Source organism: Rhodobacter sp. NSM, assembly GCF_052244495.1.
In the GTDB taxonomy this organism is placed as follows: domain Bacteria; phylum Pseudomonadota; class Alphaproteobacteria; order Rhodobacterales; family Rhodobacteraceae; genus Cereibacter_A.
The window spans coordinates 1-17,866 of sequence record NZ_JBQPXH010000028.1 but is presented as its reverse complement, the minus strand read 5'-3'; the positions used below and the strand labels follow the sequence as shown (position 1 = coordinate 17,866).

Below are 17,866 nucleotides of genomic sequence, written 5' to 3'. Positions count from 1 at the left end.
CCCGATGGCCATTCCGCCCGAGGAAGCCGAACGCCGCTGCCGCCGCGCGCTGATGGAAGCGTGGATCGGCCGGGAAAGTGCCACCTTCCGCCTGCCACCCTCGCGCCTCGCTCTCGATCCGGCCGACGTGATCCGGCTCGCGCATGACGGCCGTGAAGTGGAATTCCGGCTCGTATCGGTGGCCGATGCCGAGGCGCGCGGGATCGAGGCGGTGCGCCAGGACCGGGCCGCCTACGATCTGCCACCTGGCGATCCGCGGCCCGCGTCGCTCGCCAGCCCCGTCGTCTTCGGGACGCCGGAGGTGGTGATGCTGGACCTGCCGCAGATCAGCGAGGACCAACCCGGCCATCGCCCCCTGATCGCCGCCCATGCCAGCCCCTGGCCGGGTGAGATCGCCGTGTTCCGCAGCGCGTCGACGGATGGCTTCAACCTCCTGACGACCTTCGGCAGTCGGGCGCGGATCGGTACGCTGGCCTTCGACTTCTTTCCCGGCCCGACGTCCCGCTTCGATCTGGGCAATGCGCTGGTCGTCGATCTGCTGTCGGGGACGCTCGAGAGCGTGACGGACGTCGCGCTCTTTGGCGGGGCCAATGCAATTGCGGTCGAGAGTGCCGCTGGCCAAAGGGAGATCGTCCAGGCGGGCGCGGCCGAACTAATCGCCCCAGGCCGATACCGGCTCACCCGCCTCCTGCGCGGCCAGCGTGGGACGGAGCACGCGATGGGCAACCCGGCCCCGGCCGGAGCGCGGGTCGTGGTGCTGGACGCGACGCTAGCCCCGCTGCCTATCGCCGAGGCTGACCTCGGCCTGCCTTGGAACTGGCGGATCGGCCCGGCCGCGCGGGCGGTCAGTGACGCAAGCTATGCCGCGCTGGGCTTCACCCCGACCGGGCGGGGCCTCGTGCCCTTCGCCCCGGTCCATGTCGAACAGCCGTGGCGGATCGCGCGCAGCCCGGGCGACCTGACCATTCGCTGGACACGACGGTCCCGCTTGCTGGTCGCCGATGCCTGGGAACAGGTCGAGGTGCCGCTCGCAGAAGACCTGGAAAGCTACGATGTCCAGATCCTCGACGGGGCCGCCGTCAAGCGCACTCTGAGCAGTGGCACGCCCTCTGTCCTCTACACCGCTGCCCAGCAGACCGCCGATTGGGGCGCACCGCTCGGGCCCGGCGAGACGCTGGCGATCCGCATCTTTCAGCTCTCGAACCGCCTCGGCCGCGGCACGCCTGCGACCGTAACCCTTCAGTTCTGACGGGAACCCCCATGTCCGACACCACGACCCATCTGGGCCTGCCTTACCTGTTAGCGGCTCAGGCGCAGAAGCATGTCACCCACAACGAGGCGCTGCGGCTGCTCGATGCCATGGTGCAGCTGTCGGTTCTCGACCGCACCCGCACCACACCGCCCGCTAGCCCTGCGGACGGCAACCGGCACCTCGTTGCCTCCGGCGCGACCGGCCTCTGGGCCGGGTGGGATCTGAACATCGCTCTCTGGATCGACGGGGCATGGATCCGGCTTGTGCCGCGCACCGGTTGGCTCACTTGGGTCGCGGCCGAGGGGCTGTTCCTCGTCTGGACCGGCAGCGCCTGGGAGGTGGTGGCCGAGCCGCGCGACGTGTCGGACGCAGTCTTCAGCCTGGTGAACGACGCAGACCCGACGAAGAAGGCCACCTTCTCGCTGGCAGGCATCAGCGCCGGAACCACCCGCAGCTTCACGCTGCCGAATACCTCGTCGGAACTCGCGATCCTGGCGGGCACGCAGACCTTCACCGGCAACAAGACGTTTTCCGGGACGCTGACCGCCTCGGGTACGGTTACCGTTTCGGCCGCCAGCGCAAGCATCGGCACGGCGACGACGACCGCCACCTATGGCATGGGCATCGGCGCCACGACGACGGGCGTCACCAAGACCTTGAACATCGGGACCGGCGGCGCGTCCGGATCGACTACGGTCGTGAACATCGGCTCGGCCAGCGCCGGTGCGGGCGGCACGACCGTCATCAATACGCCGACGGTAACCTTCGCCAATGCCGTCACACAAGTTGGCATGCCGCAGGCGAACCTGACCGCGCAGCTTCTGGGCCTCGGCGGGGCCACAGCGGACAGTTACAACCGGGTTTCGGTCAACACGCCTGCTGTGCTGCTGAACAACGCAGGCGCCGGGATCGAGGCCACCGTCAACAAGGCGGCGGCAGGGAATGACGCGGCCTTTGCCTTCAAGACCGGCTTCTCCGCCCGAGCGCTGATCGGGCTCCTCGGCAACGACGACTTCAGCTTCAAGGTCAGCCCGGATGGCTCGGCCTTCTTCGACGCGATCCGCACCGACCGCACCAGCGGCCAAGTGGAACTGCCACAGCCCACGGTTCTGCCGGGGCTTGCCGCAGCGCCATCTCCGCCGCCCACAGGGAAGGCAACCCTTTATGCGCGCAGCCGCGCCGGTGCGCCGTGGATCGACGTCATGCGCCCCTCCGGCCGGGACTTCCCGCTCCAGCCCCACTTTGGGGTGAACCGCATCGCCAATTGGTCCCCCTCGGTCAGCACCACGATCACGACCGAGGGCCTGCCGATCACCTCGGTCGGCACCGTCTCACACCCGACCCTCGTCTCCACGAACCTGGCCGCCAGCATGCGGCGCTGGCGTCTGACCTCGGCGGCCGTCGTGGACTCGGTGGCCGATCAGCGCTCCGCAGGTTGGGCCTGCTGGCGCGGGAACGCGGCGGGCCTCGGCGGCTGGACCTTCGTGACGCGGATTTCGCTGACGACGTTGCAGGCGACCGGAATGGGCTTCTTCGGCCTCTACGGCTCCACCGCCGCGCTCGCCACCACGCTGACGCTCGCAGCCGCCATCAACTGCATCGGCATCGGCTTCCAGCGCGGGACGCACACCCGTTGGCAACTGGTCGCGAACGACGGCACCGGGGCGCCGACGCTCACCGACATGGGCGCGTCCTTCGCCATCGCCACGGGCGGGGTGCTGACCCTGTTCATCGCCGCGCCGCCGAACGGATCATCCGTCTGGGTGCGGGTGGTCGACGAGGTCTCAGGCGCGGTATTCGAGCAGGAGATCACCGCTGACCTGCCCGCCGCGACGCAGTTCCTGTCGCCGCGGCTGTTCCTGAACACCGGCGCGACGGCCGCCGCCGTCGCCTACGACTGCGCCGGGGTCTATCTGGAGACGGATTTTTGAGCAGAGCGCTTTGCCTATAGTCCTGAGAACAGCGCGGCATTAGGCTCGGCGCATGAACGAAGAAGCCGAAAAACGTATCGCCGCAAAGCTCGCCAAAGCGATGGCGATTCTGTGTGTCCGAAACTCGCGCCTCGAAGACCTGCACGCCGGAACGGTTCCGGTCACGAAAACCGGCGACTGGTCCGACGTCCTCGTCCTCGATGCCGACGGCAACCGTATCCCATGGCGCGACGTGTCGCGGATCGACGACGACGAGATGCAGGCACTGATGCGCGATGTCGTAAACCGCCTCTACACCTTCCAACTTCATGCCGGAAATCCGGCCATGCAGGCCGAGATCGAGAAGTGGCTGTCGGTTGCGGGAAAGTGGGACGAGCCTCAGATCGACAATCGGATGCTGGGCCGGGGTCGCACTGCCGACTGATGTGAGAACGTCTGGTTGCGCTTCTGGTAGGTCGGTTTCTCAGGGAACGACCGGATAGAAGGGGCGGCCCCAGTCACCTGCAGGGTTATCCATCATCAGGTCAACGAACACCGGAACGAGGAATGCAAGGATCGCAGCCCCGTCGCGCACCTGGGCTCGGTTGACCCCGCTGTTCCAGGTCGCCCCGCCATGCACCAGCTGATTGCGTAGGACATAGAGACGGTCGAAAACGAAGCTCAGCACCCGCGCGCTGTCGCCAGCCTGAAACGCTTGTGCAAAGGACCGAGCCGATGCCTTGAAGCGATCTTCCCAATCCGCGAACCCGTCGATCCCGTTGTGGTGCTGCCAGAACGGATTGAAGACATAGCGGTTGTCCAGAAGCAGGCGCACCGGCCCGGAGAAGCGTTGCCAGACAGCCTTGTAGATGCGGCGCTCGCTGTCCAATGCGGTCAGCCGTCCGAAGTAGTCAAGGAAGGCCGCGCGTTCGCCCTGCGGAATCGACTGGAACTCTCGTTCGTCTGCATAAGCGGCGTTGAAGGCGATCCAGAGGAAGATGAAACGGGCGTCGTCGTCCCCGTCGCATGCCTCGGCCCGACCGATCCAGCTGATGGCGCGGTGGACGCGCAGGCCCATCGTCTCGGGGAAACCTGCCCGAATGGCACGCTGTTTTCCCTTGAGGGTGGCGAAAGTCAGTGTGTCAGGCATCAAATGGATCCTCTCAAATTCGGGTCACGGCATGGCGACAAAGTCTGAGCGGCGGTGCCCTTCGACCATGTCGCGCAGTACCTGCGGGGACAGCACCTCGACCTTGTCGCCCCATTGGTAGAGATGCCAGGCCATCTCGAGCCAACCCGCCGCGTGGAAACGCACAATCAGGCTGCCATCGGCCTGCGGTTCCAACACCTGCCGCGGATGGAAGCGGAAGCCTGCGGCCCGATCGGCGGCCTCCGGGGCAAACCGCCAGACAACCTCGCCGTATTGCGCCGGATCCTGCCAGACGCCAAAGGCCTGCGCGGCGTATTCGGCGATGGTGAATCCCTCCTGCAAGGCGAAGCTTTCGTTCAGTGTCTCGGCCTCGTGGATGAGGTCGATTCGGAAGTTGCGCACCTCATCGGCCTTGGCCGGATCGCGGGCAGCCAGATAGGTCCGATGGCCCAATAGCACGCCGTGCGGTTCCAGGACGCGAGGCGCTGCGTCTTGATTATAACGCACGCGTAGACGGAAGGGACCACGCAGGGCTTCGATGATCGCGTCAAGGATTGCCGGTTGAAGGCTGACCTTCGGTCCGGGCCTTGTGACCTGGCCCATCGCCATCAGCACTGCCTCGGCATCCGCCTCGACCCGCGCCCGGGCGGGAACCCGCGCGAGCATGCCATCGCGCAGGTCGTTCAAGGCCTTGGCGTGGCGCAGCCTTCCCTCGGACTCGGCCGTTCGGGCCGCGATGTCCAGCGCTTCGACACCGGTTTCGTGCCGCAGTTGCAACTGCGACAAGCCGGAAATTACCAGCCGCCAGCGCCGCTTGCGGTCCTCTCCATCCTCAGCTTCGACATTGCCGAAAGTCTCCTCAAGCGCATCGGTCATTCGCTGCGCGGTGCGGTGCGAGACGCCGAATTCCTCGCAGATATCCTCTAGACTGACGCCGCCGCGCCGTGCAGCGGCAATCTGGGCAAGACGGATCAGATCTTGAGCCTTGGAAAACGACATGCGGCCTCGCAAGCCTGTCAGATATTGTCACCCCTGCAGGCTAGGAAGGTTGGTGCGACCTGTCGAGCCGATTCCCGAGTGATTTCCATCACCAGTTCCTTGGCCCGGCAGGTGCACCAACGAATTGAGAGGAAGAACAATGGCTGGTCGTGTCATCAGGATCGAAAGGGTTTCATCGCGTGTCGGCAGCGTCGAGGAGCCTGTCGTCACGTCTAAGGGCTATCAGCTTGCCGATCCGGCGCATGGCAAACACAAACACCACGCCGAACACGCGACCTATGTCCGGACGCTGGACGAGGCGGCCTCGCTTGTCAGTCGTGGCTTTTCGCTGCGCATGGGCGCAAAAGGCAAGCCGCCCTCGCTGATCGCGCCGAAGAGCCTCCGGATCGTGCGAGAGGGTGATGTGTAGTTGGCTTGAACCTGCGCAAGGTTCAGCGGGGGGCACGCCGATTTATTGGCGCCCCGAGCCCGACAGGAATTGACACCCCAGGAGATTATTGAAGAACCTGTGACCTGACGAGACGATTCCGCTTCGGGTTGCGCTCATTTACGATTTCAAGGCGACCATGAGAAACCTCGGCGGCAACATCCTTTTCTCGGCGACCGACCTGATGCGGTTCATGGGCTGTGCCCACGCAACGACGCTCGACCTGATGCGCCTGCGCGGCGAGGGGCCGGAGCCGGGCGAGGATACCGAGGATGCGGCGCTGCTTCAGAAACAGGGCGATGCGCATGAAGCAGGGCATCTGCAGAAGCTGAAGTCCGCCGGGAAAGCCGTGCTGGAAATTCCCCGAGGCGATCTGGTCGCCGATGCGAAAGCGACCCAAGCGGCGCTGGCTCAGGGTGCCGAAGTGGTTTTTCAGGGGGCCTTCCTGTCCGGCACCTGGGGCGGCTGGTCGGACTTCCTAGAGCGCGTGGAGCGCCCATCGGCGCTCGGGCCCTTCAGCTATGAAGTGGCCGATACCAAGCTGAAGCGCAGGCCGCATCCCAAGCATGTGCTGCAACTGGTCTTGTACTCTGACTTGCTGACCGAAGTGCAGGGTGTCGCGCCGGAATTCGCCCATGTCGAACTGGGCACCGGCGAGCGCGCGACCCTTCGGCTTGCGGACTACGCCCACTACGCCCGGGCGGCGCGGGGGCGGCTGGAGGCCTTCGTGGCGGAGCCGACGCCGACTAGGCCAATCCCCTGCGCCGACTGCGGGCTTTGTCGCTGGGCCGATCATTGCGAAAGCGTCTGGCAGGCCGAGGACAGCCTGTTCAACGTGGCGAACATCAGCCGCGGGCAGGTCAAGAAGCTGGAGGCGGCCGGGATCATCACGATGGCGGCTCTTGCGGAACGGGATCGCCCGGTGCGGGGCATGGCCGAGGGCACCCGCGGGCGACTGGTGACACAGGCCCGGTTGCAGCACGCCCGCAAGACCGGCGCCCCGTCCTTCGAGTTGCGCGCACCCGAGCCCGGCAAGGGATTTGACCTGCTCCCGGAACCGCAGCCGGGCGATCTGTTCTACGACATCGAAGGCGATCCGCACTACGAGGGCGGCCTCGAATATCTGCACGGCGTCTGGTGCGACGGGCAGTTCCGCGCTTTCTGGGCGCATGACCACGCGGCCGAGGCCAAGGTGCTCGCGGAGCTACTGGCCTTCTTCCGCGCGCGGCTGGAGGCGTTCCCGAACGCCCGCATCTATCATTATGCGGCCTACGAGATCACCGCGCTGCGCCGCCTGTCCACGAAATATGGGATCGGCGAGGCGTTCCTTGACCGATTGCTGCGCGAACGGCGCTTTGTCGATCTGTTCGCGGTCGTGCGCGGCGGGTTGATCGGATCGGAACGCAACTATTCCATCAAGTCGATGGAGGCGTTTTACGGTCGGGTGCGCGAGGGCGAGGTCAAGACGGCGGGCGGATCGGTTGTCGCCTATGAACGCTGGCGCGAAACGCAGGACCAGCAGATCCTCGATGAGATTGAGGATTACAATCGCATCGACTGCATTTCGACCGAGGAACTGCGCGACTGGCTTGTGGGTATCCGGCCTGCGGGGACGTGGCCTACGCTGGCCCCAGATGCCGGGCCGAAAGAGACTGAGGAAGATGCCGATGCGCAGGCCTTGCGCACGGCACTTGCCGCGTCAGACCTGCCCGAGGACCGGCAGGCGCTGCTGTTCAACCTCGGCCTTTTCCACAAGCGCGAGGCCAAGCCCGCGCAATGGGCAGTGTTCGACTCCGCGTCCAAGGACGAGGACGACCTGCTCGACAATCTGGACGCGCTGGCGGGGCTGGAAGCGATTGGTCCGATCGAGCCGGTCAAGCGGTCCTTCGCCCGCAGCTATCGCTTCCCGCTGCAAGAGACGAAGCTTCGCTCCGGAAAGGGCGCGACGGTGCCAGTGTTCGATGGCCCGCCGATCTCGGTCAGCATCATCGACATGGATCGCAAGGCACGGCAGGTCACGGTGAAGGCCGGCCCGGGGAAGGATCATCTTCTGGGTGACCGGGTGAACCTGCACCCCGACTGGCCACTTGACCCCAAACCCATCCCTGGCGCCTTGCGTGACGTCATCGCCGACCAATGCGGGCCGCGCGCCTGGCGGGCGGTCGACGATCTGCTGTCGCGCGCAGCACCCCATCTGAAAACCGGCCCGCTGGTGTCCGTGGTCGACCCCGTTGCGGGCACCATCGCGGCGGTCGGGGCGATGGACGAAACCGTGCTGCCGATCCAGGGACCGCCCGGCACGGGCAAAACCTATGTCACTGCCCGGGCGATCCTGTCGCTGGTGCGGAAAGGCGCAAGGGTCGGCGTGACCTCGAACAGCCACGAAGCGATCCGCAACGTCCTGATGGGTTGCCTGAGTGCTCTCGAGGATGACGATCTGCCGATCACGCTGGATCTGGTTCACAAGACCAGCGGCGACGATGACGGCTACCCCGAGGATTGCCCGGTGCGCCGCACCACCAGCAATGACGATGCGGCGGGCGGCCGGCATGTTGTCGGCGCGACGGCGTGGTTCTTCTCTCGCGACGAGAATGTGCAGGCCTTCGACTGGCTCTTCGTGGACGAAGCGGGGCAAGTGGGTCTGGCTAACATGGTCGCCATGGGCCGGGCGGCGCGCAATATCGTGTTGGTCGGTGACCCGCGCCAACTGCCGCAGGTGATCCAGGGGGCGCATCCTGAGCCTGCGAACCTGTCCTGCCTTGACTGGATGCTGGGCGACCATGCGACCGTGCCGCCGGACCGTGGCATCTTCCTGCCCGTCTCGCGCCGGATGCATCCCGAGGTCTGTCGCTTCATCTCGGACCAGGTCTATGAGGGGCGGCTGAACAGCCACCCCGACACCGCGCGGCAGGCCGTCCTTGAGACGCGCTTCCCCCAGGCCGGAGCATTCTGGGTGCCGGTCCTTCACGAGGGCAACGCGCAGATCGCAGCCGAAGAGGTTGAAGCGATCCGAGCGGCCGTGGCCGAGTTGCTGACTGGAACGTGGACAGAGAAGGACGGCACCACCCGCCCGATGCAGGCCAGCGACATCATCGTCGTCGCCCCCTACAACGCGCAGGTCAACGCCCTGCGCGACGCGCTGCCGGACGCTATCCGTGTGGGCACCGTGGACAAGTTCCAGGGACAGGAGGCGCCGGTCTGCCTTGTCTCGATGACCGCGTCCTCGGCCGAGGAAACCTCGCGCGGGATGGAGTTCCTGTTCTCGCTCAACCGCATCAACGTTGCGGTATCGCGTGCCAAGGGGCTGGCACTGGTCTTCGGCGCGCCGCGTCTGCGCGAGGCGAAATGCGAGACGGTCGAGCAGATGCGGCTTGTGAACACGCTCTGTGCTTTGCCCGTATTCAAACAGAACGAAAGAGGAAGTGCATGAGCGAGAACGAGTGGTTTGAAATGCGTCCGCAGAAGGCTCAGGCCTATGGCCGCCCCGAGGCCGGTGGCTTCCTTGTCCGCACGGGCTCGACGGCGATGCGGGAAGGCTCCCCTCGTGTGAAGCGGGATCGCGAGGAGCGTGACCGTCTAGTTCGGCAGGCAGTCCTCGTCCCTGACAGTGACCCTGACTTGTATCGTTTTGCGCGCGATCACCTCTTCGGCAGCTCCAGTGTGGCCGGGGGGGGTCGTCAAGGATGGAAACTGCAGTGGACCCCAAAGCTGGCGCAGGGCTCGTGATGGCAAGACGATCAAGGAAGCGCTCGGATAACTGTCCTGTTCGCTGAGATCGGGACAGAGGTTGGGCGAGCAAATGAAGTGTGTAAGTTCTGGCAACAGATTAAGTGAAAGCAGTCTTATGCGTCGCGAACTGAGATGTACTGAATGTCCGTAAAACAAGAGATCAGTGCCAGAGCGCACGACGCGCACATGACAGGCGAGGCATGGGCTGCGTTTATTTCTGCTGAGCTGAAATCTACGTGCAAGGCATATCTCGAGAAACCCGCCTTCCTTCTAGGGCATTCACGCACCGAAAAGCAGACGACGGCGGATTATGCCGGTCGCGAGCTTCTGGAGCTCGTTCAAAACGCAGCGGACGCGGCAAGCGAGGTGGGTGGTTCTGGACGTGTCCTAATCGAGGTGACGCCGGAGGCACTATACGTCGCCAACACTGGGCAGCCGTTCCGGAGAGGTGGTGTCGCGTCCCTGATGACGGCACACACCAGCGACAAGCCAACGCGCGCGGCGCGCATGATCGGCGCGAAGGGGCTGGGGTTTCGTGCGATCCTGAATTGGACTGAGGCCCCCATTATCATCAGTGGTGCGCTTGAGTTGGGGTTCTCGCGGACCCATGCACGCGCCATGGTTGCTGAGCTAGCTAATCAGAACGCTGAGATTGCCGCTAGCTTCAGCGGGGATACTATCAACCTACCTCCATTGCTTGTGTTTCCCGCCACCGGTGCGGAACTAGACTCACTGAGTGAATGCGGCACGCAGGCTGTTGTGCGGCATGCCCGCAGACTTCGGGAAGATGGATATGACACAGTCATCGCCGCTCCACTCGGCAGTACCAAAGCACTGAAGAGAGTCATTGAGCAAGCAACTCAGTTCCAGCCTAGCTTTCTTTTATTCGTCCGAGCGTTGGACGAAATCTGCATTCGACTGCTCGACTATGATGAGAAGAGATGGACAAAGGGTGTGAAAGACAACGGCGATGTATCGCTGTTGCTCGAATGTGGTTCGGAGACCAGCACTCAGGATTGGATTGTCAGGCAGCAAGTAGGTACTATTGGAGAGAAAGAAAACGTACGGGAATTTGAACTCGCCATAGCCATAAGGGCTGGCGAAACGAATGCGCCTGGCAAGTTGCACAGCTTCTTCCCAACCTCTCTGCCGCTACCGTTCTCAGGCCTCTTCCACGCCACACTGGAACTCGACTCTAGCCGCAAGACGATCAATGAAGATTCGCAGCACAACATCGAGGTTCTGCGAGCTCTTGGTCGTCTACACGCCGAAATGCTCACCGAGCTCCGCAAAATGGGCCGAATTTCTGAACCGCTTGACTGGCTTATTGCGCATCAGAAATTTCCAGACGCGCTGAAACCAGTCGCAGAGGCCGCATGGCTGCGGGCAAAAGATCTACCCATCGTCCGGTGTATGGATCGTGTTTGGCGCAAACCCAACAATGCACGAATTGGTCCAATAAACTATGCTGAGTACCTGCCAGCACGACTTTTCGGCCAACTCGCCAGCGTCAGTTCAACTGCCGCAGAGGCGCTCCTGAGGCACGAACTGGGTGTGCCGATGGTGAGCACGAGAGATCTTCTTAATACACTTCGGGACGCAGACCTCAGTTTCTCTGAGCGTGCAAAGGCGATAGTAGGCATCGCGAAAGCCTTTCCAGAAGACCAACACGATCGGCGTTTGTTGATCGACATCAAAGGTAAGGAAATGTCATCGACGGCCACGGCATTTCCCCCTCCCTCCAACGTAGCCAAGCGACACGGGCTTCCCGAATGGGCGAACGCGCGCTTCATCCATCCACAGCTTTGGACCGAACTACTAACTGAGACATCGGGAAATGTCGTCCGCGACAAAATCCACTCGCTGAAAGGGTTCCGTGTCGTTGAGTACAGCGCGGAAGCGGTCATCGCAGCGCTTCGCAGCAGAGTAACGGACCTTCTGAAGAAGAAACGAAGCAATCCTGACCATCTGCAAGCAAGTTTGTTGGCCACGATCTACACTCTGCATGACCGGGGCCGAAACACGCCTCAAGGGGTTTTTCGAGTACGATGCAAAGATGGACAATGGCGCGACATAACAACCGTCCATCTCTCTGAAGATTATGGAATAATTGGACGAACCACGGCGGCTCTCTATCCTGGTCGGCCCGAACTACTGATCGGCACACCACTTGAAAATGGCTTCGGCGAAGAGCCTGTTGATTTGGTCGAGTTCCTCATATGGCTTGGTATCAATCCATGGCCGCGAAAGATAAGCGGACCTCTGCCAGTGAAATGGCGTCAATCGGTGATTGACGCGCTACCTGAGAACTTTCAGGTTACGGACGGAAACACCTCAAGAGAGATTAAAAGCTCGAATCTTTCTTGGGGCTACACGGTCAATGCAACTCATGACACCGTCGACGGACTTGAACGTATTCTAAGTGATGCACCGGCTGAGGCCATTCTAGCATGGCTTGCTCATGATCCGCGGCTTGATCCCCTTGCCCCTATTCCGGCTTTCAGCGTTAGGTTAGAAGCTCGAGAAAACGGCTTATCAAAGTTTCGGACATTTCCGGGAGCTCTCCCCAACTCGGTTCATCTCGATATCCAAACGAGTGCATGGCTCGATTGCCAAGACGGACAGCGCCACGCACCAAGAGACGCAATGATCGAGCCGGGGGTTCTCTCAGCACTATTCGAGGCGCCCCGCGCACCCAGTTCGACTAGCGAGATAGAATTCGGACTCGATAAGGCACATTGGCGAAGAGGCCTTGAGCGTGCAGGCGTGGTGCGAAATTTGGATGACCTCCCCGAAGCACAGGTGTATCGGCTTCTTGCTTCACTTCCAGCAAGGCAGATCAAGCCCGAGGTAGGGAGCAGACTTTTTCTCCAGATCTTGGAACGAGAAGCGTTCGACCCGGAGCTCGGGGGAGTGGACGGAATTACATTTCGTACAGAAGGCAAACTACCTGTCCAGTTTGCAGGGCGCCGAGTTTGGGCTGAACGGGAGGGGGTTCTTTACGCTCAGCGCGATGACTTTCCTTCAGTTGCGAAGTCCCACCTGCGACTCCTCGATTTACCGTCTCGTCGGAATGCTAAACAGGTGATGGCGCGTTTCGGTGTCTCCACACTGCAGAAGGATGCGCTCAATCTCAGGCTTTGCGCCGTAGATGAGGTTGTAGAGGGCGATTCCACAACTTTGCGGTCACGCTTTGATCTATCGAAGCCTTACATAGCCGCCCTCCGCAAAGCGCTATCTCCTGACGGCACTCATCTACGTCGCCTAGAAGCAGTTCAGCTCAAGGTCGCGTCTCATGCCGAGATGGAGCTGTCAATCAACGGCGCCACGATCGTCGAGAAATTGGACCCATGGCGTCACAGCTTCGATGGTGACACATTGGTCATTACAGTCGACGGCACCCGAAGCTTTGAAGAGGTGATGGATCTCGGATGCCATGCAGTGGCGGATGGGCTTGCGGAGCTTTTTGAACTACAAAGCGGCGCAGACTTTATGCCTTTCTTGTCGGCTTCTACGGACGCGCTGCGTCGCGCCCATCTTCAACGTGCCCTACCTTCATTTAGCCAGGAAGAACTTGCTTCGTTGATCGGAGGCATCGATCACGCGTTTGTCTCTCCGTTTGCACCAGACGTAGATGCGGAGACGTTGGCTGCCGGGCCGGCAGCGGCCGCGAACAAGTCGCGCGGTGGGCTAGCTTCATCCGCAGCGGATAGCGGGAACGACGAGCTGGGGCCAGACCCGGACGAGGTTCAAAATGGAGCCAAACCATCCGAGGTCGAGTTGACTGTTCAACAGCGTCAGCCGCAGAACAATACGTCGTTGGAGCGCGCGCCTTTCCCGCGGCGCACGCTACGCGTTTCAGGGCCTACAGGTCACGTCCCAAGTCCAAATGCTACAGACCCACACCGTGCGGCGGATGCGGAGCATTGGACTGCAGCGTTCGAACGCGCCAACGGTCGTTGGCCTCAGCTGGTTGCCCACCTGCAGGGCACAAGGGCTTTTGGCTGTGACTATCTTACTTTTGACAGCGAAGAGGATCGTTCGGCATTCCTAAAGAATCCAACAAGAATTGAACTGGTCAGCCGGTTTATCGAGACAAAGTCCGGCAGTGTTCGATTTTCGGACAATGAATGGCTAGCCGCAAACAACCTGGGTGAACGATACTTCATATATCGGATCAGCTTTAGCGAAGGAGGTCGCGACCAAGCCCAACTGACTGTAGTGCGCAACCCTTCTGCTCGGGGAGAAGCGATACGGACCGAAAGAGAATTGTTGGTCGACAAGGTGAACGGACGAGAGGAGTTTGATTTGGTCGTCGCCGAGCCCCTAGTAGAAGAGCAGCCCGAAGCGCACGTTGCTGCTACAAGACATACTTGAAGGCAGGAGATAGGGTGGTTGTCGCTCTTCCATGACGGCATCGCGAGGTGCAAAACTCTCGGCGCAAAACCACAGACTGAAGTGAGGCGTTATTTAACATCGTAGAATCAGTGTGTTGCGAGGTGGAGAAGGTTGGACCGCAGGCCCATCCCCTCCGCCACTTGCCCTCGCGAAAGCGTTCTCCCGATCCGGCTGCGGCCGGATTTTTCCGTTGTTTTCGGGGGTTATGCAGGAGAGGCTGAGCACTGGCCCCTGTGCCACGAGAGCCGAAAGCGGTCTCTCAGGGCCGATATTCTCCGGACCTGTTGACTTCGCCGATTTGGTGAATTTCGATCAAGGCATTGAATTTACAGAGGTTAATCTCCTGCCTGCTGAACACTTCGATTTCAGGGACATACTTTGAGAAGGAACAGAAATCGAACCTTTGGTCGAATTACGAAGTGGCTGGGCTGTCCCTTCGACCCTCGAGTGGGACTTGCGTGGTGATGCCCGATCATCGAGAAACCCCAGACCGATTTCCGGCCAAGCGGTGCTTCTCATATTCACGCCAGCGGGGCACATGCGCTGTCATCAGCGCCTTGAAGACTTTGCCATGGTTGGGAACCCGTAGATGCAGCAACTCGTGCGCGATCACGAAGTCCTGGAAGCACTTCTCCTGATCGGCCAGGTCCTCGGCAAGTGTGACGATACCGCCGGTTGAGCATGATCCCCACTTGCGCGTCATGCGCTGGATTCGGACGATGCGCGGTGTCGCCTTCAGACGCTCACACCAGTAGTCGACCCGGGCGCGGAGAAAGGCGCGTCGGTCTTCAGGACTCGGCATCGTGATCGCCGTCGAGGAGGATCGCCAGCACCAGATCTACAACCCGGCCGCGATCCTCTTTGCCGAGCCCGAGAAGCGGGCGGTAGAGGGTGGCGCGCAGCTTCCGACGTTCGTCGTCATTGACCCTGGCGTTCGGGAAACGATGCATTTCAGTTTCCGCGTCGCGCGCCAGTTCCATGGCAGAAATGCCGGCGTTACGGAGAGGTTCGTCGTCCTTGAGGTTCCAGTAGACACCAAACGCTCGCGCGGAGAGCCCGCTATCCTTGGCGGCCTTGATCGCCTCCTCCTTTTGCTTTGCCAGCGCCGCCAGCATGTCCATGGCCGCGAGACCAGTGGTGTTTCGATTCTCCAGATCCTTCAGGATCCGCTCGGCCCGGTCCTTCAGTGACTGCAGAACCGGCGCTGTATCCGCCTCGTCCTCGATCTCCTTTTGAAGTCCGCGCACGAGGTTGAATACCTTGCCCTCATCCGAGCCAGGTTCGCCGCGCAGGCCTTCCAGCGTCTTGACGTCGAAGGTCACGGTCTTGGTCAGCTTCCCTAGGCCTTCCTGCGTCGCGCTCTCCTCGACCAGGCGGCGCGTCTTGTAGGCAAGGTCTGCGAGGTAACCAACGCGGTCGGCATAGGCATTCCGCACGGCAGCATAGAGCTGCGCGAGGCGCTTGAACGTTGTGATGTGATCGCGCAGTTTGGGCGACGGCGAGAGGATTTCCCACAAGGCTTCGATTTCCTTGTAGGCCTCGAAAAACGCCTTGCGCGGCTCAGGGTCGAGAAACCGGCCATACACCAGCTTCTCCAGCTTCTCGTCGGCGCTGCCCTCGTCGTCGACGTCGAGAAAGTCGCCCTTCGCCTTCTCGATCCGGCCAAGAAAATCCTGGAGCAAGAGGTCCAGATCCTCGATCACGCCACTGACGTCGGAACTGTCGAACTGCAGGGCCTTCTTCAGCTCGCGTAGCACGCCCACGAAGTCGACGACGAGGCCAACCCGTTTCTGCACCCCGTTGGCATCGACATAGGGGCGGTTCACCCGGGCGATGGCCTGCAGCAGCACGTGGTCGCGCATCGGCTTGTCGAGATACATGCAGTAGAGCAATGGCGCATCGTAGCCGGTTAGCAGCTTGTCGGTGACGATCAGAATCTTGGGATCTTCGTTCGGCTTCTTAAAGAGCAGCCTCACATCGGCTTCGCGTTCCGGCGATAGCTGCACCTCGGCCACCAGTGGGCGGTCAACCACGTCCGCTGCATTGTCCGTGTATACTGCCTCTGACCACTCGGACGGTAGCAGCCTGTCGAGAGCCCGTTTGTACTTGGCGCAGGCTTCGCGGTTCACGCCGACCAGAAAAGCCTTGTAACCGAGTGGCTGGACCTTCTCCCGGAAATGCTCGGCGACAAAGGCGGCAACCTTCTCAATTCGGTCGTCGGCGGTGAGGAAAGTGCGGAGGCCAACGGCACGGTCGAGCACCTTGTTCAGCTCGTCAATATCGGTCACGCCCTCGGCAGCGGCGAGCTCAAAGAACTCCTTGTCCAGTCGCTCGGCGGGCACGGTCATCTCGCTCGGTGCCATGGTGTGGCGGATGGGGAGCGTGGTTTCGTCCTCGATCGACTCACGGATCGAGTATTTGTCGAGATAGCCCTGCTCGTCCTCGGTGCCGAAGATCTTGAAAGTGCCTTCGCCCTGCGCCGTCTTGGCGATGGGTGTGCCGGTGAAGCCGATGATGGTCGCGTTCGGGACTGCGGCCATCATGTAGGTGCCGAGGTCCTTGGCGACCGAGCGATGTGCCTCGTCGATGAAGACGTATGTGTTCTCGCGGGTGTTGGCGTCTTTATCGATTCCCTCGAACTTGTGGATCATCGAGATGATCAGGCCGCGTTTATCGGTCTTGAGCAGATCCTGCACCTCGGTCTTGGAGTTGGCCCGCCAGACCGGGATATCTTGGCTCTGCATCTCGCCGAGCAGCTTCTCAACCCACCCCTTGAGCTGGCCTTCGAGCTCGGTGCGATCTACCACGAGGATGACGGTGGCGTTCTGGAAGCGCGTCTTGTCCTCAAGGATGAGGCGTGCGGCGGTAAGCAGGGTGAAGGTCTTGCCCGAGCCCTGTGTGTGCCACACGAGCCCACGCTTCTTGGCCTTGTCCTCACACCGCTCTACGATCTTGTCGACAGCAACACGCTGGTGCTGACGCAGGATGGATTTCCGCGTCTCGCCGTCCTCGACATAGAACAGGATCCAGTCCCGGAGCGTGAGGAGGAAGTCGGTGGGCTCGAAGAATGCCTGAACCGCGAACTTGTAGGTCTCCTCGGGCTTCTGCTTCCAGCGCGCCATGTAGCGGCGGTTGGCGTTCCAGGTGACGCCATACCAATAGTCGAGCAGATGCGTGACGTTGAAGAGCTGCGGCGTGCCGATCAGCTCGGGCGTCTCCTTCTCGTAGCGCTTGAGCTGCGTCACACCCCGATCAATGGCGCCGCCGTCCTTGGGGTTCTTGTGCTCGACGATGCAGACGGGAACGCCATTGATGACGAACATCACATCCGCCCGGTTGCCCTTGCGCGCCGGCGGCTTCAATTTCCATTCCCAAGTGACGTGGAAGACGTTTTCGCCCGGACGCTCGAAATCGATGAGCTGGACGTGGCGGTGGCGCTTTTCACCCTCGTCGTACCATTGCCGTTCGCCGCGCAGCCAGGCGAGCATGTCGCGATTGCCCTCGATGGTGGGCGGGATTGCTTCCAGCTTCTCTACCACCTGCCGGATGGCGTCGGACGTCATCCACGGATTGAACTTGCTGAGTGCCGCTTCGAGCTCGTCACGCAGCATCATACCGGCTTCGCCACCGCGCTTCTGTTTGGCCACCTCTGGCGCAATCGGCGTCCAGCCGATCTCGGCGGCGTGCCTCACCATCGGAAACTGGACGGTGCCAGCCTCACTGATCCGGATCTCAGACATCGCACCGCACCGTTGGCCTGCCGTTGTGTGTCACGGATAAACAGCAAGCCCATTTGCGTGTAGCGAAGTAGGGCTTCGTTACACGCAAGCGCAGTTGTGTGTAGCGGATAACGCTCAAAGCACATTCCTCCCCTCGGCTATGTTCAAGAGTTCAGGGAAGGCAAGGATGGCCGGCCTGCGCCCGGAGCCTGGCCGGATCGTTCTGAGGATCGGATCGTCACCGTCTCGCAGCAGGCGGAGGAGCCGCTGTGCGGACTCTGC

11 protein-coding genes are annotated in these 17,866 nt (G+C 61.9%); 7 read left to right on the top strand and 4 right to left on the bottom strand.

Annotation, left to right across the window (positions count from 1 at the left end; translation table 11 throughout):
• The 3 genes from ACTVZP_RS21465 to ACTVZP_RS21455 form a co-directional block, all read left to right on the top strand.
• Positions 1 to 1,249 (top strand): phage tail protein (locus tag ACTVZP_RS21465; RefSeq protein ID WP_443214178.1); only part of this gene is annotated, 1,249 nt, incomplete at its 5' end.
• 11 nt (positions 1,250 to 1,260) lie between these two features.
• On the top strand, positions 1,261 to 3,183 hold the full coding sequence (locus ACTVZP_RS21460) for a DUF2793 domain-containing protein (protein ID WP_443214177.1): 1,923 nt from the start codon (positions 1,261 to 1,263) through the stop codon (positions 3,181 to 3,183).
• A gap of 52 nt (positions 3,184 to 3,235) precedes the next feature.
• The gene (locus ACTVZP_RS21455) at positions 3,236 to 3,607 is read left to right on the top strand and encodes a hypothetical protein (RefSeq protein ID WP_028031028.1); all 372 of its coding nucleotides are present in this window, start codon (positions 3,236 to 3,238) and stop codon (positions 3,605 to 3,607) included.
• Between the two features lie 39 nt (positions 3,608 to 3,646).
• Here the strand turns inward: ACTVZP_RS21455 and ACTVZP_RS21450 are convergent, their stop codons facing one another.
• Positions 3,647 to 4,312: a hypothetical protein gene (locus ACTVZP_RS21450; protein WP_443214176.1), complete on the bottom strand. Its 666-nt coding sequence runs from the start codon at positions 4,310 to 4,312 to the stop codon at positions 3,647 to 3,649.
• A gap of 24 nt (positions 4,313 to 4,336) precedes the next feature.
• Positions 4,337 to 5,311, bottom strand: a complete 975-nt coding sequence (locus ACTVZP_RS21445) for a helix-turn-helix transcriptional regulator (RefSeq protein WP_443214175.1) — start codon at positions 5,309 to 5,311, stop codon at positions 4,337 to 4,339.
• A 139-nt stretch (positions 5,312 to 5,450) separates the two neighbouring features.
• Here ACTVZP_RS21445 and ACTVZP_RS21440 point away from each other — a divergent pair, with 139 nt between their 5' ends.
• The 4 genes from ACTVZP_RS21440 to ACTVZP_RS21425 all read left to right on the top strand — a co-directional run bounded on the left by ACTVZP_RS21440 (position 5,451) and on the right by ACTVZP_RS21425 (position 13,844).
• Entirely contained in the window at positions 5,451 to 5,720 is a 270-nt protein-coding gene (locus ACTVZP_RS21440) for a hypothetical protein (protein ID WP_443214174.1), read from the top strand.
• A 157-nt stretch (positions 5,721 to 5,877) separates the two neighbouring features.
• A complete protein-coding gene (locus tag ACTVZP_RS21435) occupies positions 5,878 to 9,168 on the top strand; it encodes a TM0106 family RecB-like putative nuclease (protein WP_443214173.1) in 3,291 nt (1,096 codons plus the stop codon).
• On the top strand, positions 9,165 to 9,464 hold the full coding sequence (locus ACTVZP_RS21430) for a DUF4357 domain-containing protein (protein ID WP_443214172.1): 300 nt from the start codon (positions 9,165 to 9,167) through the stop codon (positions 9,462 to 9,464). Before ACTVZP_RS21435 ends, ACTVZP_RS21430 begins: the two co-directional genes overlap by 4 nt.
• A 144-nt stretch (positions 9,465 to 9,608) precedes the next feature.
• A complete protein-coding gene (locus tag ACTVZP_RS21425) occupies positions 9,609 to 13,844 on the top strand; it encodes a sacsin N-terminal ATP-binding-like domain-containing protein (protein WP_443214171.1) in 4,236 nt (1,411 codons plus the stop codon).
• Positions 13,845 to 14,337: 493 nt separating this feature from the next.
• On the opposite strand, the gene ACTVZP_RS21420 is transcribed toward ACTVZP_RS21425, so the two are convergent.
• Both ACTVZP_RS21420 and ACTVZP_RS21415 read right to left on the bottom strand, forming a co-directional pair.
• Positions 14,338 to 14,667 (bottom strand): M48 metallopeptidase family protein, encoded by a 330-nt coding sequence (locus tag ACTVZP_RS21420; RefSeq protein ID WP_443214170.1) that lies wholly within the window; start codon positions 14,665 to 14,667, stop codon positions 14,338 to 14,340.
• On the bottom strand, positions 14,654 to 17,605 hold the full coding sequence (locus ACTVZP_RS21415; protein ID WP_443214169.1) for a type I restriction endonuclease subunit R: 2,952 nt from the start codon (positions 17,603 to 17,605) through the stop codon (positions 14,654 to 14,656). The genes ACTVZP_RS21420 and ACTVZP_RS21415 overlap by 14 nt, the downstream gene beginning before the upstream one ends.
• Between the last annotated feature and the right edge of the window lie 261 nt (positions 17,606 to 17,866).